A 20,582-nucleotide genomic window follows, 5' to 3' on the forward strand; every position below is an offset into this window, starting at 1 on the left:
GAGCGTCCCCTAGGACGAGCGGAGCCGGGCGAGGGCGGCGGCCTCCGCGCTGCCCTCCTCGGCGCTGAACACGTGCACGACCAAGCCCGTCTCACCGGGTGACGCGGGCACGTGCAGCGTCTCGTAGTCCAGGGTGAGCGGTCCGGCCACCGGGTGCCGCAACCGCTTGCGCCCCGCCGCGCACATCACCACCTCGCCACCGGCCCAGATCCTCCGGAACTCGGCGCTGCGCGCGGACAGGTCGGTGATGAGCGCGGCCAGCTCCCCGTCGTCCGGATAGCGCCCGGCGGCGACCCGCAGCTGGCCGACCGCCTCCGCGGCCCGCGGCTCCCACTCGGGGAACACGGACCGGGCGGCGTCGTCGAGGAACAGGAACCTGGCGTTGTTGCGGTCGCGGCGGCCCGGGTCGGCCAGACCGCCGAACAACTCGGACCCCAGCTCGTTCCACGCCACCACGTCGAGGCGGTGATCCGTCGCGAACGCCGGGAAGTCGCCCGCCGCGGCCAGGAGCCGCCGCAACAACGGGCTGACGCGGGCCTGCGGAGCAGGACCCTCCCCGGCGGCGGCCAGGGTCGCGAGGTGCTTGCGCTCCGCCACGTCGAGGTCGAGCGCGCGGGCCAGCGAGTCGAGCACCTCGGCGGACGGCTGCGTGGCCCGGCCCTGCTCCAGGCGCACGTAGTAGTCCACGCTGATCCCGGCGAGCTGGGCCAGCTCCTCGCGGCGCAGCCCGCGCACCCGGCGGCGACGTCCCGCGGCGAGCCCGACGTGCTCCGGTGCGACGCGATCCCGGCGTGCGCGCAGGAAACCGCCGAGCGCCCGCCCCACGTCACCGACCCCGTCGACGTTGTCGCCGCGCACCTCCACGCCTGCCATGGATCAAGTATGCGTGGCCCTCGCGGTACCAGGATCGCGGTTCCGCCGGTTGGACCGGGTGCTGGCTACCCCGCCCGCGCCGCGCGAACGTGATCACATGACCAGGAAGAAGATCCTCGTGGTGAGCGCACACCCCGAACCGCGGTCGCTCAACGGCACCCTGGCCTCGTTCGCGGTCGAGGAGCTGCGCGCGGCCGGGCACGAGGTGCGGGTGTCCGACCTCTACGCGATGAAGTGGAAGGCCGCGGTGGACGCCGACGACTTCCCCGACGACACCGGCGACCGGCCGCTCGACGTGCTGACCGCGCAGGAGCGGGCCACCCTGACGAGCAGGCTGACCGCCGACGTCGCCGCCGAGCAGGAGAAGGTGCGCTGGGCGGACGCGGTGATCCTGCAGTTCCCGCTGTGGTGGTTCTCGGTGCCGGCCATCCTCAAGGGCTGGATCGACCGCGTGTTCACCAACGGTTTCGCGTACGGACCGGCCGTGCCGCCGCCGTACACGGAGGGCGCTTTGGGCGGACGGCGCGCGCTGCTGTCGGTGACGATCGGCGCGCGTGAGTCGGCGTTCTCCGAACGGGGCGCGCACGGCCGGCTGGCGGACGTCCTCTTCCCGTTGCAGCACGGGGTGTTGTGGTTCACCGGCATGGCGCCCCTCGAACCGTTCGTCGTGCACGGCTCGGTCGACGTGCCGGCGGCGCGGTTCGCGGCGGCGCGGAGCGAGTACCGGCGCCGGCTGGCCGGTCTGTTCACCGACGACCCGGTCCCGTTCCGATCGCTCACCACCGACTACGACCGCGACCTGCGGCTGCTGCCGGACCTGGAGCCGAAGGGGACGAACGGCCTCGACCTGCACCTGCGGTGAGCCGTCCCCCGCCGGCGGCCGGCGGGGGACGGCGAACCCGCGTTACCGGGTGGTGCAGAGCTTGCCGTTGAGGGAGTACTTCACGGGGTGCACGTTCGGGCCCTGGTAGGCGCCCACGAACCCGGCCGTGGTCGACTCGCCGGGCGCGAGCGTCGCGGTGTTGGCGACGGTCACCTGGTGGCCGGTCTGCGACCAGGTGGCGTTCCAGCCGCTGGAGACCTGCTGCCAGCCGGTCGGCCAGGTGTAGGTCAGCGTCCACCCGGCGACGGGCCGCGTGCCGGTGTTGGTGATCTGCAGGTCGGCGACGAAGCCGTTGCCCCAGTTGGTGCTCTCCTTGTAGGTCACCGCGCACGTCGAGTTGGCGGGGGTGCCGGTGGTGAAGGTCAGCGGCGGCGAGGACCACGACACCTTGCCCGCGTTGTCCCGGGCCACCAGGTTGACCGTGTACTGCGTGCCGGGCGTGAGGTTGGCGGCGGTGAACGTGGTGCCGGTCGTCTCGCCCCACTGCTCGGTGTTCGCGCCGTTGACCCGGTGCACCTCGTACTTCACGCCGGCGGGCGGCGCCGTCCAGGACAGCGCGGCGGTGCGGTCGGTGACCTCGGCGGCGACCGGGCGGGCGGGCGCGGCCGGTCCGGTCACCGAGCCGTGCGGCTTGAGCACGACGGTGGTGATCGAGTACGGCGGCAGCGTGACCGAGGACGACGAGCCGGTGGCCGTCGCGATGCCGGTGTCACCGTTGGCGAAGGTCAGCACGGTCGCGTCGGCGGCGGCCGAGTAGCCCGAGAGCCGCAGGTCCACGGTCTTGGTGGCGTCCGGGTCCTGGTTGATCAGCATCACGGACAGGCCGCCGTCGGTGCGCCGGGCCGCGTGGCTGCGCACCAACGGGTCGGTGGACGCGGCCGTGACGAGCTGGTCACCGGGCCGGGCGAACTTCGACACCATCGAGATCGCGTGGTACGGCGCGAACGGCGTGTTCAGCGCGGGCTGGCACACCGTGCCCTCGGCGTCGCAGTTGCCGCTGGAGAGCAGGCCGTAGTCGTCGTAGTCGGGGTGGCCCGCGATCTCGCGCACCTGACCCATGCCGTTGTGGACGTTCCACCAGTCCACGTTGAACACGCCGTGGCCGATCATGGTCGCGTAGGCGTCGGCGGCGAACAGCGCGCCCGGCTGGGTGTTGCGGCCGAACGACGTGTTCACCTCGGTCAGCGCGATGCCGAGCTCCTTGCCCGCCAGCCGGCGCGACTGCTCGCGCACGAGCGCGACCTGGTCCTTCACCCGGTCGGTCTTGGCCAGCACCTGCGCCGCCGTGTCACCGCCCGGGTACCAGTGGATGATGCCGAAGTCGACCACGGGACCCGCGATGGACAGCACGACCTCGTTCCACGAGCCGCTGTCACCCGCCGCCGTGATGCCGTCCGGCCACTCGCCCGGCGTGGTCAGCACCGCGCCGATCTTGATGGTCGGGTCGACCGCCTTCATCGCCGTGGCGTAGTCGCGGACCAGGGTGGCGTAGTAGCGCGGGCTCTTGTCCGGGTGGTGGTCGGCCTCCCAGCCGGAGCCGTAGTGCCCGTTGCCGTAGTTCTCGTTGCCGATCTCCCAGTACTTCACGCCGTACTGCTTCTCGACGTTGGCGTACCGCACCCACGCCGCCGCTTCCTCGGCCGTGCCCGTGCCGTAGTTGGCGGTGACGATCGCCTGACCGCCCGCCCTCCGCACGCCCTTCATGAACGTGTCGAAGTCGGTGTTGGGCGCCACGTAGCCGCCGGGCGCGGTGTGGTCGGCCCAGTGGTAGATGTCCGAGTAGGAACCGCCCGGGTAGCGCATCGCCTTCACCCCGGCGTCCTTGAGCAGGTCGGCGACCGCGTCACTGCCCAGGTGGGTGTCCCAGATGGCGTGGTTGACGCCGGTCGCTGCCTCGTGCACCACCTCCAACCCGGCCCTGGTGTTGACGGTCACGGTGACCGGGGTGTCGGCCGCCTGTGCCGGGGAGATCAGTACGGCGGGGGCGGCCAGGAGCGCGGCGAGCGCCGGGAGCGCGACGAGACGCGGTCTCATAGGACGTTTCCTTCATCGACGGTGATGATCTGGGAGCGCTCCCAAACTGTGCGGCGCGTCCCGGATCATTGTCAATGACCTGTATCGAAGCGCTTCGCCACCATCGACCGATCGGTGGATCCGCACCGGTCCGCAGGCGTCGCCGACGAACGCGCGCGGCCGGCCCGGGAGATCCACGACACCGTCGCCCAGGGGCTGACCGGGATCGTCACCCAGCTGGAAGCGGTCGACGGACTACCACCCGGACCCGCGCGTTCCCTGCTGGAGATCGCCGCCGACCTGGCCCGCACCAGCCTGGTGGAGGTTCGCCGCTCGATCGGGGCACTGCGCCCCGGGCCGTTGCAGGACGCCCGGCTGGGTGACGCCGTGCGGCAGGCCGTGACGACGTGGCGGGAGCAGTACGGCGTACCGGCCACCGCCCGGGAACGGGAGGTGCTGGCGCTGGTCGCGGAAGGCCGGACCAACCGCGAGACCGCCGCCCGGCTCTACCTCAGCGAGGCCACCGTGAAGACCCACCTGCTGCACATCTACGCCAAGCTGGAGGTGATCGACCGCGCCTCCGCGGTGGCCGCCGCCTACCGGCGCGGCATCCTGGACGGCTGACCCGTCACACCTCGGCGTCGAACCGCGCGCGGGCCCGTTCGACGTCGGCCATGTTGACCGTGCTCCACCGCAGGAGCGCGTCGATGAGGTCCTGCAGGGTCGTGCCCAGCGGCGTGATGCGGTACTCCACGGCGATCGGCCGGGTGTTCGTGACGACCCGTTCGACCATCCCGTTGCGCTCCAGGCGCCGCAGCGTCGCCGTCAGCGACTTCTGCGTCACGACCGGGATCTCGCGGCGCAGTTCGTTGAAGCGCAACGGGCGCCCGCACAGCCGGTCGAGCACCTGGAGCGACCACTTGTCGAGCACCTGGTCGAGCAGCTCGCGGTGCGGCGCGGTGATCTGGGGGCTCTGGGCGGTTTCCTGCATGACACCTAGTCTCGTTGAAGTTCCCTCCGTGTACCAGGTAGACCTTGGATACCACTCATGACCAGCGTGAAGGAACTCCCGTGACCGTGCAGCTGCTGTCCCCCGAGGGCATGTTCCAGCCCGTCCCCTACCACCACGTCTCGATCGGCACGGGCAGTCGGCACGTGCACGTCGCCGGGCAGATCGCACGTGACGCCGAGGGGAACCCGGTCGCGACCGGAGACCTCACCGGTCAGGTCGCGCAAGCCCTGCGCAACACCGCGATCGGCCTGGCCGGCGCCGGCGCGTCGTTCACCGACGTGGTGCGCCTCAGGTTCTTCGTCACGGGCTGGCGGCCGGACCTGATGGACGCCTTCATGGCGGGCATCGACCGGGTCGCCGACGAGGTGGGTCTCCCGCGGCCGTTCCCGCCCGCGTCGCTCATCGGCGTGGACTACCTGTTCGAGCCCGACGTGCTCGTGGAGGTGGAGGCGTTCGCGGTGCTCGACTGACGCGGTCGCGCTTTCACCACGGTGAAAGCGCACCGACGAGGTCGACGCGGAGCGGTTCGAGGTGCTGTTCAAGGCCGGTGTCGCGGCCTCGGAGCCGCAGCGCGCGGTGGAATCGCTGCGCGCCGCGCTGGCGTTGTGCCGCGGCACGCCGTTCGCGGACCTGGAGGTGCCGGTGCTCACCGACTGGGCACGGCGCCTCGCCGAACGCCGGCTCACCGCGGTCGAAGCGCTGTACCAGGCGGAGCTGGCCTGCGGTCTGCACGAGGCGGTGCTCGGCGAACTCGCCGACCTGGTGCGGGAGCACCCGTGGCGGGAGCGGTTGCAGGACAGGTGCGGCAGCGCTAGCGGTTGGGGCACCATTCCGCAGCACACTAATGGAATAATAGCAAAATAATCGCAGCCCTCACAAAGAAGATCGTGCCGCAACGGAAGAAATGTATTCCCAGCCCCAAATGTTTATGCCGGCGCTTGTGCTGCAGAATCACCGTCCAGAGTTCCGCCATCGCGTCGCCGGTCACCGTCTCGACGGAGCGCGATGCCGCCGTACTCGCGAAGTCACTGTAGCCGTCGACCGACTTCAGCGTATCACCCCAGTTGAAGACGAAGCGATTAGGTATCTCCTTCTGGTGAACCTGACGCGTCGTACGCCAAGCGGCGACAGCGTTAGTACAGAAAGCGATAGATGCGACACTCGAGAACATAGCGAGGGCGGCGAAGCCGCGGGTTGCCCAAATCACCCATTCGACCACTCCGGCGCGCTGCAATATAGAATTCGCGATCGGAATGGTCGCGGCAAGCAGCGCGGCATCAGCACTCAGCAGTACAGCCGCACGCGAAGAAGTCGAGGACCTGAGACGATCGTAGCGATCTATGTGCCATTGCGCCATTCTCAACCTGTCCAACGGGTCGAGATGTAAACCATCACCCTCCGAACTAGCGGCCACCTTACGCGCCCACCTTTCCATATCGCACCCCACTGGCCATATCTCCAGGCGAACGATACGACTCCTGCCATACCATAGCGCAAGAGGCTGAACGTGGACTACAGTCGATGCTGCACAGAACAGGCAGGTTGCCACAGCCGACCAACGACGTGCGGTGCGGCCGCGGCGCAACGAGGCAGGGCTAAAGTGAGCCTGGTATTCATCAACTATCGCAGACGAGACGACGCCTACGCGGCGGCTTTTCTGGACTTTTTCCTGTCACAGAGGTTCGGCGCGGATCAGATCTTTCGCGCGGGCCGCTCCATACCTGCCGGAGAGGACTATGAGACCTGCCTCAACGCGGCGATCGACCACTGCATAGCAATGCTGGTTGTCGTCGGACAGGATTGGCCCAAGTCATTCGACCGAAGCAACGCCAGCGTCGATTGGGTTCGAGTCGAGATATCCAAAGCCCTGAAAAGGCAAATCCGCGTCATACCGGTCTTACTTTCCGGCGTTCCGCGCATCAGACCCGAAGAATTACCTCCCGAACTGAGAAGCGTGTCGAGGTTCCAGTACCTTCGCTTCGACTATCGAAATACGGAGCAGGATCTATCTTACATCGCCTCAGAACTTCAGAGGTCAATACCTCAACTCGCGACTGGAACGTAGTTCTCGAACGAGACAACCTTACTCCGGGCTGGCAACTGCAGCGCGGTCTGGCGACCAGCGGTCACACAGCCAGGCCTGATCACCATAGTCACCGCCACATTCTCGGATCGTGCGTGGGATCGGCGTACAGGGGCGGGCGGCCGTGGTGGACGGCTTCGGGGCGCAGTTCGTAGTGCCAGGGTTCGTTGCGGTAGATCTGGCACAGCCCGTACGCGGCGCCGTGCTCGGACAGCCAGGCCCTGGCCTGGGACGGCCCGATGTCGACGGCGTCCCCCGACACGTGCGCAGACCGTTCGGGGGTGGCCACCCAGCGGGCCGCCGCCATTTCCGAGCCGTACCTCGACACCGCCTGCCGGAACAGTTCCTCCTGGTACTCCGGGGAACGCCAACCGCCGTTCACGAAGATTTCGACCCCGTCACCCGCGGCAGCGGTAGCGGCTCGGCGCAGGGCGGCGAGCAGAGCGGGGTCGAGATTGGCCACGGCCGGAATAGCGTCGTCGAAAACCGTCACGGGGACGGGGACCGCGCCGTGTGCGCGCCGAACGGCCGGAGACGCCGGCAATCGTGCGGGGCGGGTCGCTGTGCGTGTTGATTCGCGGTAGCCCATGCCTCCAATGAACGCGACGCGGTGTTGCCGCCACGTTCGAGCTTTTCGATATGCCGACGATATGCACCCGCCCGTAGCATCGAGGACATGCGTGTGTTGATCGTCGAGGACGAGCCCTATCTGGCGGAGGCCATCCGCGACGGGCTGCGCCTGGAAGCGATCGCCGCCGACATCGCCGGTGACGGGGACACGGCGCTGGAGCTGTTGGGCGTCAACTCCTACGACATCGCGGTGCTGGACCGCGACATTCCCGGCCCCTCCGGTGACGAGGTCGCCGAGAGCATCGTCGCTTCCGGCACCGGCCTGCCGATCCTGATGCTCACCGCCGCCGACCGGCTCGACGACAAGGCCTCCGGGTTCGGGCTCGGCGCCGACGACTATCTGACCAAGCCGTTCGAGCTCAAAGAACTCGTGCTCCGGCTCCGAGCGCTCGACCGCAGGCGTGCGCACAACAGGCCGCCGGTGCGGGAGATCGCCGGGCTGCGGCTGGACCCGTTCCGCCGCGAGGTCTACCGCAACGGCCGGTACGTCGCCCTGACCAGGAAGCAGTTCGCCGTACTCGAAGTCCTCGTCGCCGCCGAAGGCGGTGTGGTCAGCGCCGAAGAGCTGCTGGAACGGGCGTGGGACGAGAACGCCGACCCGTTCACCAACGCCGTGCGCATCACGGTCTCGGCGCTGCGCAAGCGCCTCGGCGAACCGTGGGTCATCGCCACCGTGGCCGGCGTCGGCTATCGCATCGACACGGCAGACGGTCGCGACCGTGGCTAGGCAGCCCGGCTTGAGCGTCCGCCTCAAGCTCACCCTCAGCTACGCCGGGTTCCTCATGCTGGCGGGTGGCCTGCTGCTCGCGGTCGTGTGGGTGTTCCTGCTGCGGTACGTGCCCGAGGTGATCTACACGGCCCCGCCGGGGAGCTTCCGCCCCGGTCCGGCCGTGCCCGACCGCTCCGACCTGGAGAGCGCCTTCGTCCCCAAGGCGGGCCTGGTGATGGCGCTCTTGCTGGTGTTCGGCCTCGTGGGCGGGTGGCTCCTCGCCGGCAGCATGCTCGCGCCCCTCACCCGCATCACCCACGCCACCCGCCTGGCCGCGGACGGATCGCTGTCGCACCGGATCGGGATGGAAGGCCGCCAGGACGAGTTCCGCGAACTCGCCGACGCCTTCGACACCATGCTCGCGCGGCTCGAAGCGCACGACGCCGAGCAGCAGAGGTTCGCCGCGAACGCGTCCCACGAACTGCGCACCCCGCTGGCGATCACGCAGACGCTGCTCGACGTCGCGCGCAACGACCCGGACCGCGATGCCGCCGAACTCGTCGAGCGCCTGCACTTCGTCAACACCAGGGCGATCGACCTCACCGAAACGCTGCTCCTGCTCAGCCGCGTCAACCAGCGGACGTTCACCCGGGAACGCGTCGACCTGTCCCTCATCGCCGAGGAAGTCGCGGAAACGCTCCTCCCCCTCGCCGAGAAGCGCGGCCTCACCATCGAGACCTCCGGCGACGTGACCCCCGCCGGCGGCTCGCACGCGCTGCTGCTGCAGATGACGACGAACCTCGTGCACAACGCGATCGTCCACAACCTGCCCGACCGGGGCACGGTGTGGGTCACGACCGGCGTCGACGCCCGGAACGCCGTGCTCACGGTCGAGAACACCGGCGAGAAGCTCACGCCACAGCTGATCTCGACCTTCACCGAGCCGTTCCAGCGCGGCACCCAACGCGTCCGCACCGACCAAGCCGGTGTCGGGCTCGGCCTGGCCATCGTCAAGAGCATCGCCCAGGCCCACGACGGCACCCTCACCCTCACCCCGCGCCCCGGCGGCGGACTTCGCATCACGGTGCGACTGCCGGTCGCGCCCAGGTGACGGGGAAGTCGAAGTAGGTGTCCGGGTGCGGTTCACCGTTCAGCGTGTAGTGCCACCACTCGCGGTCGTACGCGCGGAAATCGCAGGCCTCCATGATCGAACGGAGGTGCCGGCGGTTCCTCGCTTCGACCGGTGTGATTCCCGGCGCGCCGTGGTGTGAGATCGGATCCATGAGGTCGTGGTGGCCGCCCATGGGGACGAGTTCGCCGGTGGCCAGGTGGTAGAGCGTCAAGTCGACGGTGCTGCCCCGGCTGTGCCCCGACCTGGCGGCCACGTACCCCTGCTCGAACATCTCGGCGCGGTCGATGTTCGGGTAGTGCCGCGGCTTCGTCCGACCGTCCTCCGGTTGCTGCGACCAGCGCAGAAAACCATCCACGGCGCGCTGCGGACGGTAGCCGTCCCAGACGAGCAAGCCGAAGCCGAGGGCGGCGGCCTTCTCCTGAGCACTTTCCAAGGCCGCGCACAACGCTTTCGTGCCGACGATCCGGTTCACCTGGTAGCCGTCCACGGGTTTGCCCGTGAAGTTGTCCCAGGTGGCGTACTTGGCGTCCCAGCGCACGCCGGGCACGGACTCGTCCAGGAAGACGAAGTCGTCTCTCATCGGGCTTTCCCGGTCAGGGCCAGCGACACGACCCGGTCGATCACTTCGCCGAGCGGCAACCCGGCAGCCGCCATCATCCTCGGGTACCGGCTGTACGAGGTCAGGCCGGGCAGCGTGTTCACCTCGTTGAGGACGACTGTTCCGTCCTCCTTCAGGAACATGTCCACGCGCGCCAGTCCCCTGCACCCCAGGGCGCGGTACACGGCCTTCGCCGTCTCCTGGACGAGTGAGCGCGACTCGGCCGGGATGTCCGCGGGCACGATCGGGGTCGAGTTCTCGGATCCGCTTTCCGGCTCGCTCTCCTGGTGGATCCGGAAGAAACCGTGGGACAGCGCGATCCGGTCCACCTCGCCGGCGAACAGCTCGCCGTCGTTGCCCAGGATGGCACAGCCGATCTCGCTGCCGAGGACAGCCGCTTCGATCAAGACCTTCGAGTCGTACTGCCGTGCGGTGGCCACCGCGCTCGGCAGGTCTTCTTTTCGGGATACCTTGCTCACCCCGAAAGAAGATCCCGAACGGGCCGGTTTCACGAAGACGGGATAGGTCAGCCGATCCGGTTCGACGTGCTCGTCCGCCGTGACGGTCCAGAACTCCGGCGTCGCGATTCCCGCGCCGCGTGCGACGAGGTAGGTCAGTGATTTGTCCATGCACAGCGCGGAACTCTGGACATCGCAACCGGCGTAGGGGATGCCGGAGAGCTCCAACAAGCCCTGCACCGCACCGTCTTCGCCGAACCTGCCGTGCAGCACCGGCAACACCACGTCCAGGTCGATCGTCCGGTACCGCCCCTGCTCCAGCACGAGCAGTCCGCGCGCGCCGCTGTCCGGCGACAGCACGACCGGACGGCCACCACCGTTCTCCCCGTTCACGTCCGGCCCGTCGCACAGCCGCCAGGCGCCGCTCTTCGTGATCCCGATGTGGTACGGCTCGTACTTGTCGGTGTCGAGGTGCTTCGCCACCTCCTGCGCGGACTTCACGGAGACGGCGTGCTCTTCGGAACGACCACCGAACACAATCCCGATTCTCATATCCAGTGCTGCTTCCTGCGCTCGAAGTCGCGGCAGTTGATGATGGAGTTCTCCACCGCGTCGCTCAAGGCGTGGTCGGTGTAGTAGGCGGTGTGCGGGCTGATGATCACGTTCGACATTTCGTGCAGCCGCGACAGGTGGGCACTTTCGATGGGCCGACTGCGGCAGTCGGTGTAGAAGATGCCCTCTTCCCCTTCGAGGACGTCCAGCGCGGCCCCACCGAGTCGGCCGCTTTCCAGTGCCGAAACCAGTGCCTCGGTGTCCACGAGCGCGCCTCGGCCGGTGTTGATGACGACCGCGCCGGGCTTCATCTGCTCGATGCGTCGACGGTCCAACAGGTGGTGCGTGTCCGCGTTGAGCGGCGTGTGCAGCGTGACGATGTCGCTCTGCTGCAACAGTTCGTCCAGCGGCACGTAATCCGCGGAGGTCCGGGGACGGATGTCGTAGGCCACCTTCCGGCAGCCGAAACCCCACAGCCGGTCGATGACCGCCGCACCGATGTGACCGGTGCCGACCACCCCGACAGTGAGGTCGCGCAGCTCTCTGCCGCGCACCTCGTGCAACCGGTAGTCGTGGGCGACCGCACGCGTGATGACGGATTTCACGTTCCGCACCATCATCAGCATCAACATCACCGCGTAATCGGCCACGCCGTGCGGCGAGTAGGCGACGTTCTCCACGGCAATGCCGACGCTCGCCGCGTAGTCGACGTCGATGTGGTCGTACCCGATGCTCCTCGTGGAGAGGTACTTCACCCCGGCCCGGCTGAGGGTGAGCAGCGTGGAGTTCGCGATCCGGGCTTTGTGGCCGACGCTGATGCAGCGGTTGCCCGAGACCAGTTCGACGTTGGCCTCGGACACCGCGTCCCCGGTGATGGTCGGCACGACGCCGAAGCGAGGCGCCACCTCCCGGAACAGGACGGCCTCGTCCGGCTCGCACCCGTACACCGTGATCCCCGTCGTCGGGCCGGCCGACGAGGACCAGGGCACCGACGTCCGTGCCGGTTCGCTGTCGGTCATGCCCACAGTCAAGACAGCGTCGTGTTGCCGGCCCGTATGCGGTTTTCGATACGCCGACGATATGTCACCGCCTGATCGGGAAGCGGTGCCGCGTTCCGGGACGGCCACCGCTTCCCCGCCGGATCAGATCCGCGTCATGGTGGACGCGTATCCACCCCCGCCGGGGTAGACCCACTCCCCGGTGACGGTCGTGCCGTCCGCGCTGAACGTGCCCCGGTAGTAGGCCGGGCTGCCTTTCGCGCCTCCCCAGATGGTCAGGGTGTCGCCGGTCAGTTCGTAGGCGTAGTCCAGGGTGTTGCCGGTCGAGTCGTAGAACCGGGACACCACGTCCGCGCCGGCGGGTTCGCCGAACGGGCGCAGGTTGCCGATCACCTCCAGGCCCGTGACCGGCTGCCCGAACTGGCTGAGCTCGACGTGCTGGAGCAGGAAGAACCGGCCGGGCATCCACTCGTACCGCACGGTTCCCTCGGCGCCGCCGCTCACCGCCCACGTGCCCACCAGTCGGTCCAGGGCCTGCAGGTCGGTGCTCGGCTGGGTCGTCGTCTCCGACATCTCGTCCTCCTCGGTTGCTCGCTGTGTGCCGGTACCTCGGAGGCGCCACCGCGGTCTCGACATCCGATTTCCGTGACGCGGGTCACACTGAGGCCGTGTCGAGATCCGCGACCCGACGACGTGGTTGCGGCGAGCGCTCACCGACGTGCTGTCCCTGCGGGACGCCGGCCGGGCGACGTACCGTGGCCGAGACGATCGAGGAAGAGGAACCACCGTGAAGTACCTGCTGCTCAGCTACACCCCGGCCGACGCGTGGGACGCCGCCACCGCCGACACGCCGTCCGAGGACGCACTGGCCGCGTTCGCCGTCTACCAGGAGTTCGAGCGGGAACTGGTGGAGACCGGCGAGTTCGTCACCAGCGAGGGCCTCGGTCACCCCGCGGTCAGCACCACCGTCCGCAAGTCAGCGGACGGCGTGGTGGCGACCGACGGGCCGTTCGCCGAGCTGAAGGAGGTGCTGGCCAGCTTCGCCGTGATCGACGTCGCCGGCCACGAGCGGGCCGTCGAGATCGTCGCGCGCATCGTCGACGCGCTGGGTGAGCCGATCGAGATCCGCCCGATCATGGGCGAGGACTTCGCCGGGTGAACGACCGCACCGCGACCGTCGAGGACCTGCTGCGCACCGAGGCGCCGCAGGTGCTCGGCGCGTTGGTGCGGCGGTTCGGCCAGTTCGACATCGCCGAGGACGCGGTGCAGGAGGCACTCCTCGCCGCGAGCCGGACCTGGCCCGCGGAGGGCGTGCCGGAGAACCCGCGCAGCTGGCTGATCCGCGTCGGCTACCGCAAGATGGTCGACCTGCTCCGCTCCGACCAGGCCCGACGCCGGCGCGAACAGGAAGCAGGCCTGGCCGAGCTGGCCATGCACGAGCCCGCCCGTGACGCGGGCCCGCCACCGGACACCGACGACAGCCTCACCCTGCTGCTGCTCTGCTGCCACCCAGCGCTGTCCACCACGTCCCAAGTGGCCCTCACGCTGCGCGCGGTGGGTGGCCTGACCACCGCCGAGATCGCCCACGCCTACGGCACCACCGAGAACACCATGGGCACGCGGATCAGCCGCGCCAAGCAGCAACTCGCCCGCGCGGGCGCCCGCTTCACCCCACCCTCCGACGCCGACCGGGACGGCCGGATCACCGCCGTCATGCAGGTGCTGTACCTGGTCTTCAACGAGGGCTACACGACCTCGTCCGGCGACGAACTCACCCGCGTCGACCTGACCCACGAAGCGATCCGGCTCACCCGCATGCTCCACGACACCCTCCCGGCCGACGACGCCACGACCTCCGAAGCGACCGGCCTGCTGGCCCTGATGCTGCTCACCGAGGCACGACAGCCCGCCCGCACCAACGACCACGGCGAACTGGTCCCCCTGGAGCAACAGGACCGGACGCGATGGCGGACAGACCTCATCCACGAGGGAACCGCCCTGATCGACAGCGTCTGGCACCGCGGCCAGACCGGCCCGTACCAACTCCAAGCCGCGATCGCCGCCGCCCACGCCACCGCCGAATCACCCGAGCAGACCGACTGGCCGCAGATCGCCGCGCTCTACCTCTGGCTGGAACGCCTCGCCCCCACCGCACCTGTCCGCCTCAGCCGAGTCGTCGCGGTAGCCAAGGCCTACGGCCCCGAACGAGGCCTGGCACTGCTCGACACCCTCAACCAACGCCACCACCTGGACCAGGACCCCCTGACCCACCAACGCGAACGCGCCGTCCGCGCCCACCTGCTCCAACTGACCGGCCACCCCACCACCGCCGCCACCCTCTACCGCGAGGCCGCCACCCTCACCGACAACCACGTCGAACAGCGCTACCTGCACGACAGAGCCAACCACCTCACCCCACCAGACCACGACTGAACCCGCCCGCCCGATCCCGGACACACGCGGGCCGCCGCGCGGGCGCAGGTGGTGATCACGTCCCTGACGGCCCGCACCGCTCGCAGACCCGCCCCGAGCGGAACGGTGGCGAACTCGGGCAGGGTGACGCGGTAGGACACCACGTCGGACTCCGGCAACACCATGTCCCGTGCCACGGAACGTGCCGAGCGCTCCTCGGCGTCGGCGACGCAGACGAGCAGGTCGCGGTCGCAGCGGACGGGCGACTGGTCTTGTTGCTGCGTTCACGCCTCCTCGCCCAGCGGCGGTGAGCGTCGCCCCACGGCGTGGAAGCCTGTCGTCACACCAGTCGACAGCTGCTTCCGGATCAGCGTCCAGCACCACCCGGGTCGATCCGCTCACCACCGTGATTCCCATCCGGAGCGCGCCATCTTTCCTATGCTGCCGTCACGGCACGTCGGGAGGTGCGTGGGTGGTAACGGGTGGGGACCTGGTGGCGATGGTCGAGCGATTAGCTCCGGCCGGCACGTCCGAGCGGCCGGTGCGGCATCAGGGGATTTTGTTGTTGTGGGCGATCGGCAGAGCGGCTCGAGGGCTGCCGCGGTTGGTGCGTTGGACCGATGCGCGGGAAGAGTTGCGACCGCTGCTCACCGCACTGGGACGCGAGGGAAGTCGTCCGACGCCGCAGTACCCGTTCGTGGCATTGGCTGAGACGCAGTGGTGGGAAATTCCTGAGGTACTCGAGAAACCCCCTCGCGCGCACGGTTCGGCTCCGCTGAAGTGGTTGACCAAGCACAACCCGCTGGCCGGACTCCCCGCTGAGGTCTACGACCTGCTCGCTACCGACGTGGATGCCCGCGACGCTGTCGTCCGGGCGTTGCTCCACCGGTTCTTCCGCGACAGCCCGACGGCTGAAGCGCTGCGACTGACAGGCCTTGTCGGCCCATTGGATGGTCAGGCCTCCCGAAGCGATCCTCCGCTGGGCTTGCCGAAGGCCGTCGACCTGCTCAGGGACCTCATCGGAATCGAGCTCCGGACCGCGTCCGGCAAGCCGAACACCATCCTGCGCGTGCGGGGCGACGACGTCGTGGTGAAGACGGAACGATCGCCCGAGGGCCAACCCGTGCCGGTGAGCGCCGTGCAGCAGGGTTTGGACCTGCTCGCCGCCCGGGGTTCGGTACGGGTGGTCCCCGACGAGTTGGGGCACCGGAGTTCCTTCGTGGGTGCCGTGCTGGTGGTTCTACCTGGGGCGCGGTTCACCGGCAAACCCGCCGTGGTGGTGCTCGACGAGCTGTCGGTCGACGACATCGCCGGCGACCACCACAACGGCCGGGTCGACTCGATCGCCCAGGTGAAGGTCAGGCTGGAACAGGGTCGGTTGCGCAGCCTGCTCGCCGGTGGTCGGACATCCGCGCAGTGCGCCCTCTGCGGCGACCTGTTTCCCTTGGACTTCCTCATCGCCGCCCACATCAAGAAGCGGGCCTCGTGCACTGACGACGAGCGCCGTGACCTCGCCAACGTCGCGATGCTCGCCTGCACGTTCGGCTGCGACGCGCTCTACGAATCCGGCTGGATCACCGTCGACGACAACGGACTGGTACGAACACGACCACCGGACGGAGTTCCCCAAGGCAACATGCGCGACCGCCTCAACCACCTGAGGGGCCGCTCCTGCACTGCCTACAGACCTTCATCGGCACCCTACTTCGAGTGGCACCGTACGACGATCTTCGCAACATGACGCTCCGGACACACGATTGTTCCAGCCGTCCCACGAACCCACACCGCTCCTCACACCCCAGACAACTTCACTCCAACACCCCTGCTCGGAGTGGCCGACAAACACTGCGGTGAGCGGTTCCCGCACCACCCAGTGCACCCATGCCCGGCACCAACCAGTCCGAGCCAACCGCTCGGCCAACCGCTCACCCCGGTCGTGCCACGCCTCGGTGGTCACCTCGTCCGGAAATCCGGAGTCCATCGGGTCGTCCGGGTCGTAGACGGCCCGGAACTCATCGTCCCACGCGTCGATGGCCGCGACGAGATCCGCAGGTACACCGAAATCATCCGCCAGCCGCTCGTCGGCCCCGACTATGTGAATCGTCCCGTGAACCGGCCGTCAGATGTCAATTTTGGAGTTATCACGTCAATGACGTGCTTTGTTGCGCTTTTCGTCGTATCGATTTCGAGTAGCGGGTACGACAGGGGCCGGTGGACAGCCCCGGCGGTTCAGTGTGCTCGCGCGGGATCGGCTGGTGTTGTCCAGCCTGGCTGGATGTGGCGGTGGGATCGACCCTTGACGTGAAGCTCGTCGAGTTGGGTGTGGGCATGGGTCGGATCCGTGAGGATGTTGTTGTGTCGCCTCGCGTGCGTGCCGTCGATCCCGATCGCCTGACCCGGTGGTGCACCGAGCACCTGGGCAGCCCACCAGCGGAGGAGTTGTTCCGGTCCGGGCACCTGTCCGCTGTCATCGGGCTGCGCCTGGTCGACGGCCGCGAGGTCGTGGTCAAGGTGCGTCCGGACGCGCCGCGGATAGCGGGGTGCGTCGAGGTCCAACGCCGGCTGTTCGAGGCCGGTTATCCCTGCCCTCGGCCGCTGACCGGCGTCACGTCGTTCGACGGCGGTATCGCCACCGCGGAGACATACGTGCCCGGCGGTGACGTGCTCCCGGGCGCGGAGGACGCCGCCGTGGCCTTCGCCGAGGCGTTCGCGCGGCTGGTCCGGCTGGCACCCCGGCCTGCCGAGGTGTCCACGCTTGACCCGGCGCCGTCGTGGGCGGCCTGGAACCACGCCGGGCAAGGACTGTGGCCGCGGTCGGAGGAAGATCCCGAGGTCGACCTCAACGCGGTGGCCGGCGCGGAGTGGATCGACGAGGCCGGGCGGCGTGCCCGTGACCTACTGCGGGCCGGCGGGGCTGATGCCGTGATCGGTCACTGCGACTGGCTGGCCGGCAATCTGCGCTGGAGCGGCGAGGCGCTGCTGGTGGTGCACGATTGGGACAGCGTGATCGTGGAGAGCGAAGCCGTCCTGGTGGGCTTCGCCGCCGCGCTGTACTCGACCGTCAGTGCGGATGAGCTTGCCACCGTCGAGGAGACCGAGCGGTTCCTCGACGCGTACTGCCGGGCCCGCGGCCAGGAGTTCAGCGCCGGCGAACTGCGGCGGACGTGGGCGGCGGGCGTCTGGACCAGGGCCTACGACGCCAAGTACCAGCACGCAGTCGGGCAGCCCGTCACCTCGCTGTCGGAGGACGAAGCCCGCGAGCGCCTCCGTCGCGCCGGTAGTCCGGCGCGACGGTGAACTACCGAAGCGGCTGTTCTCACCGTCAACGCCGTTGGGCAGCACGGACACGCCGCGCGGTGACAACGATCGTGACGAGGCTGATCGCCATGCCGATCACAGCGAACACCACGCCGGCGACAGCCGGTGCGACCGGCAGCTCCACGGTCACCTCACCGCTTCGACAAACAACAGCCGGCGTTGCGTCAAGACGCAGCTCCGCCACCGCCCTCGCCGACGCCAGTTGTCCCGCCGCATCGCTCTCGCACCATTGGTAGGTCGATGCGATCTGGGCGAAGCCGAGTGCCGCGATCCCGAGGAAGGTCGCGAAAACCAGTGCACATGCCACCGCGAGGCCGCGGTCGTTCAGGAGTGGTCGTGTCATGTCAGCGCAGGAGACCCCGGTGTCGGACATTGACGGCGACTACGGCGATGGAAAGTCGCCGGACGGATCCACCCAGCCAGATCAGTGAGTCCTGGAGCACAGCGCTGACAACATTTCGGTAGGAGCGACCACCTGCTCCAGCTCAGCCACCGCAGTCCAGAGTGGAGGGAAAGCAAGATCGCCCGCCACTTGCATTACCGCAGGTCAGCGGGCGAATCAGACGAACTATAACCTGTGGACCTGAGAGGACCCGAACCCCTGACCCTCACACTGCCAGCGCTGTTCCGCAAGCGCCCTGACCAGCACAAACGCAGAACCGGCACGTCAGCTGGCGCAGTTCACCGCCGTTCGATGTCATCGCACGTCGTTCAGCTCTCCCGTCCGCTCCAGATTTGCTCCACACACCGCGGTGTGAACACCTTGTCGACCTCGTCGACCCGGGAACCCCTATCGACCGCCGCGCGGCGTTTCCGGCTCTGCAGTCGGCGACTTTCGCCCGGCACCCACCGGTTCAGCCGGGCGCAGCGGCGTTAATTCGGTCCGGCGCCCTTGAGGTAGCGCAGGACCGCGGTGACGCGCCGGTCCGCCCGGTCGTCGGGGGCGAGGTCGAGCTTGGCGAAGATGCTGCGGATGTGCTTGTGCACCCCGCCCTCGGTGATGAAGAGCCGTTCGGCGATGGCGGCGTTGCCAAGCCCTTCGGCCATGAGCGCGAGCACGTCGCGCTCCCGGGGGCTCAACCGGCCCAGCGCGCTGGTGTGCGGGTTGCGGGCCAACAGTTGGCCCACCACCTCGGGGTCCACGGCGGTGCCACCGCCCGCCACCCGGTGCAGCGCGGTCAAGAATTCCTCGACCCGTCCCACTCGCTCCTTCAGCAGGTAACCGAGCCGGTCGGCGCCGGCCGCGAGCAGTTCGGTGGCGAACGCCTGTTCCACGTACGCCGAGAGCACGAGCACCGCGAGGCCGGGTCGGCATCGTCGCGCCTCGACGGCCGCCACGATCCCCTCGTTGGTGTGGGTGGGCGGCATCCGCACGTCCACGATGGCGACATCCGGATCGTGCTCGGCCACTGCGGCCAGGAACGATTCCGGCGTATCGGTGGTGGACACCACGTCGAGCGATTCAGCGCGCAGCAGCAGCGCCAGCCCTTCGCGCAGCAGCGGGTCGTCCTCCGCGATCACGATCCGCACGGCAGCTCCACCTCCATCGTCGTCGGCCCGCCGAGCGGGCTGTCGAGAGTGAGGCGACCGTCGTGCGCCTCGACCCGTCGGCGGATGCCGGACAAGCCCGACCCGCCGCGCTCGTCCGCGCCACCCCGGCCGTCGTCGCCGATCCGCAGCAGCAACCGATCCCCCTTCCGCCTCACCGCCACCACGGCGCTCGCGGCGCCGCTGTGCTTGGACACGTTGGAGAGGGCTTCGGCCACCACGAAGTACGCGGTGGCCTCGACCGAGGCGGCGCACCGGCCCGGCACGTCCACCACCAGTTCACAAGGCACGCCGCAGCTGCCCGCGAGGCCGGTCAGAGCCCCGGTGAGCCCGCGGTCGGCCAGCACCGGGGGCAGGATGCCGCGGACCACCGCCCGCAGCTCGGCGAGCGCCTGTTCGGTTGCGTCCTGCGCCCGGTCCAGCACAGCACCCACCGCTGCCGGATCCCGGTCCACGGCCCGCCGCGCGGCACCGAGCAGCACGGCTACCGCGACCAGCCGGTTCTGCGTGCCATCGTGCAGCGACCGCTCGATGCGACGCAGCTCGGCGGCGTGCGCGTCGAGAGCGGCGGCGCGGGTGGCGGTCAGCTCGGCGACCCGCAGCGAGAGGTCGACACCCGCGGGCGGCGCCAGCAGGTGCCGGCCCGGCCACTCCTGCACCCGGACGAGCACTGGCGCCAGCCCGACGATCAAAGCGCCGCAGAACACGCCGGTCAGCGCCACGACCAACGCGCCGGTCAGATCGGTGACATCCCGGAAGATGTCCCAGAAGATGAAACTGGGGGTGTTGTCCACGGGCGGCAGCAGGCGGTACCAGAACGGATACGTCGTGTTCTGCAGCATCGTGAGCGGCATCGCGAGCCCGATGAACCCCGCCACCAGCCCTGCCGTGGCATGCAGCGCCAGCCAGGCCAGCTCACGTCGCACGGTCACGTCTCGCACCGCGGCGCGCGTCTGCCGCGGCACCGGACCTGGAGCGAGGACACCGAGCCGGGCCCGTTCCCGGTTCGCGACCGCCCGCAGCACACGCAGGGCGGAGGGCACCAGGACAACGCCGACACCGACGCAGCTGAGCAGCGCGACCACGCCGGACCAGACCAGGACGGTCAACGCTAGCAGTGCTGTACCGAGGCCGCCGACCAAGCGCGCGACAGCGTCGAACGACGCCGGCAGGCGCTTCCGCACCCGTGCCATGCCACCCCCCTCCGAACCTTAACCGATCAATAGAACCCTATGGTGCACGCGAATCGGACTGCCCGTCGTGGCTTGCCCGCCTGAACGACGGCCTCGTGGTGCCACCACCACTCCGGTTGTCCAGTGGGCTGGATTGTTCACCGAGGTGGAAGTGAGCAGCCTCAATCCCG

The 20,582-nt window shown here is 69.0% G+C and carries 22 protein-coding genes and 1 pseudogene; 11 read left to right on the forward strand and 12 right to left on the reverse strand.

All coding sequences use genetic code 11. The features are described from left to right. Positions 1–9: 9 nt before the first annotated feature. Positions 10–873, reverse strand: a complete 864-nt coding sequence (locus B0I31_RS11795) for a helix-turn-helix domain-containing protein (protein WP_106615329.1) — start codon at positions 871–873, stop codon at positions 10–12. Positions 874–970: 97 nt separating this feature from the next. Here B0I31_RS11795 and B0I31_RS11800 point away from each other — a divergent pair, with 97 nt between their 5' ends. Continuing rightward, positions 971–1,735, forward strand: coding sequence for an NAD(P)H-dependent oxidoreductase (locus B0I31_RS11800; protein ID WP_106615330.1), 765 nt, complete (start codon positions 971–973; stop codon positions 1,733–1,735). A 42-nt stretch (positions 1,736–1,777) separates the two neighbouring features. Here B0I31_RS11800 and B0I31_RS11805 read toward each other — a convergent pair whose 3' ends face one another. Next, positions 1,778–3,790, reverse strand: a complete 2,013-nt coding sequence (locus B0I31_RS11805) for a cellulose binding domain-containing protein (protein ID WP_106615331.1) — start codon at positions 3,788–3,790, stop codon at positions 1,778–1,780. Positions 3,791–3,904: 114 nt separating this feature from the next. Between B0I31_RS11805 and B0I31_RS41665 the strand changes: the two genes are divergently transcribed. Then, positions 3,905–4,393 (forward strand): helix-turn-helix domain-containing protein, encoded by a 489-nt coding sequence (locus tag B0I31_RS41665; protein WP_245949816.1) that lies wholly within the window; start codon positions 3,905–3,907, stop codon positions 4,391–4,393. A gap of 4 nt (positions 4,394–4,397) precedes the next feature. On the opposite strand, the gene B0I31_RS11820 is transcribed toward B0I31_RS41665, so the two are convergent. Further along, complete coding sequence (locus B0I31_RS11820) at positions 4,398–4,760, reverse strand: winged helix-turn-helix transcriptional regulator (protein WP_106615332.1); 363 nt, start codon at positions 4,758–4,760, stop codon at positions 4,398–4,400. An 80-nt stretch (positions 4,761–4,840) separates the two neighbouring features. Between B0I31_RS11820 and B0I31_RS11825 the strand changes: the two genes are divergently transcribed. Both B0I31_RS11825 and B0I31_RS11830 read left to right on the forward strand, forming a co-directional pair. After that, positions 4,841–5,251: a RidA family protein gene (locus B0I31_RS11825; protein WP_106615333.1), complete on the forward strand. Its 411-nt coding sequence runs from the start codon at positions 4,841–4,843 to the stop codon at positions 5,249–5,251. Between the two features lie 52 nt (positions 5,252–5,303). Then, positions 5,304–5,645, forward strand: a pseudogene (locus tag B0I31_RS11830) (BTAD domain-containing putative transcriptional regulator); the annotation flags it as partial. On the opposite strand, the gene B0I31_RS39995 reads toward B0I31_RS11830, so the two are convergent. Beyond that, positions 5,623–6,195: a hypothetical protein gene (locus tag B0I31_RS39995; RefSeq protein ID WP_146173818.1), complete on the reverse strand. Its 573-nt coding sequence runs from the start codon at positions 6,193–6,195 to the stop codon at positions 5,623–5,625. The pseudogene B0I31_RS11830 and the gene B0I31_RS39995 overlap by 23 nt on opposite strands. A gap of 186 nt (positions 6,196–6,381) precedes the next feature. Between B0I31_RS39995 and B0I31_RS11835 the strand changes: the two genes are divergently transcribed. Next, on the forward strand, positions 6,382–6,846 hold the full coding sequence (locus tag B0I31_RS11835) for a toll/interleukin-1 receptor domain-containing protein (RefSeq protein ID WP_181320108.1): 465 nt from the start codon (positions 6,382–6,384) through the stop codon (positions 6,844–6,846). An 88-nt stretch (positions 6,847–6,934) separates the two neighbouring features. Here the strand turns inward: B0I31_RS11835 and B0I31_RS11840 are convergent, their stop codons facing one another. Beyond that, complete coding sequence (locus B0I31_RS11840) at positions 6,935–7,327, reverse strand: M15 family metallopeptidase (protein WP_425444357.1); 393 nt, start codon at positions 7,325–7,327, stop codon at positions 6,935–6,937. 213 nt (positions 7,328–7,540) lie between these two features. On the opposite strand from B0I31_RS11840, the gene vanR-Sc reads away from it, so the two are divergent. Further along, a complete protein-coding gene (gene vanR-Sc, locus B0I31_RS11845; RefSeq protein ID WP_106615337.1) occupies positions 7,541–8,221 on the forward strand; it encodes a VanSc-type vancomycin resistance response regulator transcription factor VanR in 681 nt (226 codons plus the stop codon). Further along, positions 8,214–9,314 carry a sensor histidine kinase gene (locus B0I31_RS11850; protein ID WP_106615338.1) on the forward strand — a complete coding sequence of 367 codons (1,101 nt, stop codon included), beginning with the start codon at positions 8,214–8,216 and terminating at the stop codon, positions 9,312–9,314. The genes vanR-Sc and B0I31_RS11850 overlap by 8 nt, the downstream gene beginning before the upstream one ends. Here B0I31_RS11850 and vanX read toward each other — a convergent pair. The 4 genes from vanX to B0I31_RS11870 all read right to left on the reverse strand — a co-directional run bounded on the left by vanX (position 9,283) and on the right by B0I31_RS11870 (position 12,514). Then, entirely contained in the window at positions 9,283–9,915 is a 633-nt protein-coding gene (gene vanX, locus B0I31_RS11855; RefSeq protein ID WP_106615339.1) for a D-Ala-D-Ala dipeptidase VanX, read from the reverse strand. The two genes, B0I31_RS11850 and vanX, sit on opposite strands and share 32 nt — an antisense overlap. Beyond that, entirely contained in the window at positions 9,912–10,943 is a 1,032-nt protein-coding gene (gene vanA-Sc, locus B0I31_RS11860; protein WP_106615340.1) for a D-alanine--(R)-lactate ligase VanA-Sc, read from the reverse strand. The genes vanX and vanA-Sc overlap by 4 nt, the downstream gene beginning before the upstream one ends. Continuing rightward, the gene (locus B0I31_RS11865) at positions 10,940–11,962 is read right to left on the reverse strand and encodes a D-isomer specific 2-hydroxyacid dehydrogenase family protein (RefSeq protein WP_106615457.1); all 1,023 of its coding nucleotides are present in this window, start codon (positions 11,960–11,962) and stop codon (positions 10,940–10,942) included. Before B0I31_RS11865 ends, vanA-Sc begins: the two co-directional genes overlap by 4 nt. 123 nt (positions 11,963–12,085) lie before the next feature. Beyond that, on the reverse strand, positions 12,086–12,514 hold the full coding sequence (locus B0I31_RS11870) for a hypothetical protein (RefSeq protein WP_106615341.1): 429 nt from the start codon (positions 12,512–12,514) through the stop codon (positions 12,086–12,088). Positions 12,515–12,728: 214 nt separating this feature from the next. On the opposite strand from B0I31_RS11870, the gene B0I31_RS11875 reads away from it, so the two are divergent. The 4 genes from B0I31_RS11875 (at position 12,729) to B0I31_RS11890 (ending at position 17,650) form a co-directional block, all read left to right on the forward strand. Beyond that, complete coding sequence (locus B0I31_RS11875; RefSeq protein WP_106615342.1) at positions 12,729–13,100, forward strand: YciI family protein; 372 nt, start codon at positions 12,729–12,731, stop codon at positions 13,098–13,100. Continuing rightward, positions 13,097–14,374: an RNA polymerase sigma factor gene (locus tag B0I31_RS11880; RefSeq protein WP_106615343.1), complete on the forward strand. Its 1,278-nt coding sequence runs from the start codon at positions 13,097–13,099 to the stop codon at positions 14,372–14,374. The genes B0I31_RS11875 and B0I31_RS11880 overlap by 4 nt, the downstream gene beginning before the upstream one ends. 478 nt (positions 14,375–14,852) lie before the next feature. Further along, positions 14,853–16,094, forward strand: coding sequence for a phosphorothioated DNA-binding restriction endonuclease family protein (locus B0I31_RS40000; RefSeq protein ID WP_483880261.1), 1,242 nt, complete (start codon positions 14,853–14,855; stop codon positions 16,092–16,094). A gap of 614 nt (positions 16,095–16,708) precedes the next feature. Beyond that, positions 16,709–17,650: a phosphotransferase family protein gene (locus B0I31_RS11890; protein WP_245949817.1), complete on the forward strand. Its 942-nt coding sequence runs from the start codon at positions 16,709–16,711 to the stop codon at positions 17,648–17,650. Positions 17,651–17,675: 25 nt separating this feature from the next. Here B0I31_RS11890 and B0I31_RS11895 read toward each other — a convergent pair whose 3' ends face one another. The 3 genes from B0I31_RS11895 to B0I31_RS11905 form a co-directional block, all read right to left on the reverse strand. Continuing rightward, positions 17,676–18,014, reverse strand: coding sequence for a hypothetical protein (locus tag B0I31_RS11895; RefSeq protein WP_146173820.1), 339 nt, complete (start codon positions 18,012–18,014; stop codon positions 17,676–17,678). Positions 18,015–18,544: 530 nt separating this feature from the next. After that, positions 18,545–19,201, reverse strand: coding sequence for a response regulator transcription factor (locus B0I31_RS11900; RefSeq protein WP_106615346.1), 657 nt, complete (start codon positions 19,199–19,201; stop codon positions 18,545–18,547). Continuing rightward, positions 19,189–20,412 carry a sensor histidine kinase gene (locus tag B0I31_RS11905; RefSeq protein WP_106615347.1) on the reverse strand — a complete coding sequence of 408 codons (1,224 nt, stop codon included), beginning with the start codon at positions 20,410–20,412 and terminating at the stop codon, positions 19,189–19,191. Before B0I31_RS11905 ends, B0I31_RS11900 begins: the two co-directional genes overlap by 13 nt. Positions 20,413–20,582 lie beyond the last annotated feature (170 nt).

It is taken from the genome of Saccharothrix carnea (genome assembly GCF_003014735.1).
GTDB lineage: Bacteria > Actinomycetota > Actinomycetes > Mycobacteriales > Pseudonocardiaceae > Actinosynnema > Actinosynnema carneum.

Coding starts and splice junctions, on each gene's coding strand:
- B0I31_RS11795 (WP_106615329.1), bottom strand. CDS start 873: ATGGCAGGCGTGGAGGTGCGCGGCGACAACGTCGACGGGGTCGGTGAC.
- B0I31_RS11800 (WP_106615330.1), top strand. CDS start 971: ATGACCAGGAAGAAGATCCTCGTGGTGAGCGCACACCCCGAACCGCGG.
- B0I31_RS11805 (WP_106615331.1), bottom strand. CDS start 3,790: ATGAGACCGCGTCTCGTCGCGCTCCCGGCGCTCGCCGCGCTCCTGGCC.
- B0I31_RS11820 (WP_106615332.1), bottom strand. CDS start 4,760: ATGCAGGAAACCGCCCAGAGCCCCCAGATCACCGCGCCGCACCGCGAG.
- vanR-Sc (WP_106615337.1), top strand. CDS start 7,541: ATGCGTGTGTTGATCGTCGAGGACGAGCCCTATCTGGCGGAGGCCATC.
- vanX (WP_106615339.1), bottom strand. CDS start 9,915: ATGAGAGACGACTTCGTCTTCCTGGACGAGTCCGTGCCCGGCGTGCGC.
- vanA-Sc (WP_106615340.1), bottom strand. CDS start 10,943: ATGAGAATCGGGATTGTGTTCGGTGGTCGTTCCGAAGAGCACGCCGTC.
- B0I31_RS11865 (WP_106615457.1), bottom strand. CDS start 11,962: ATGACCGACAGCGAACCGGCACGGACGTCGGTGCCCTGGTCCTCGTCG.
- B0I31_RS11870 (WP_106615341.1), bottom strand. CDS start 12,514: ATGTCGGAGACGACGACCCAGCCGAGCACCGACCTGCAGGCCCTGGAC.
- B0I31_RS40000 (WP_483880261.1), top strand. CDS start 14,853: ATGGTCGAGCGATTAGCTCCGGCCGGCACGTCCGAGCGGCCGGTGCGG.
- B0I31_RS11895 (WP_146173820.1), bottom strand. CDS start 18,014: ATGACACGACCACTCCTGAACGACCGCGGCCTCGCGGTGGCATGTGCA.
- B0I31_RS11905 (WP_106615347.1), bottom strand. CDS start 20,412: ATGGCACGGGTGCGGAAGCGCCTGCCGGCGTCGTTCGACGCTGTCGCG.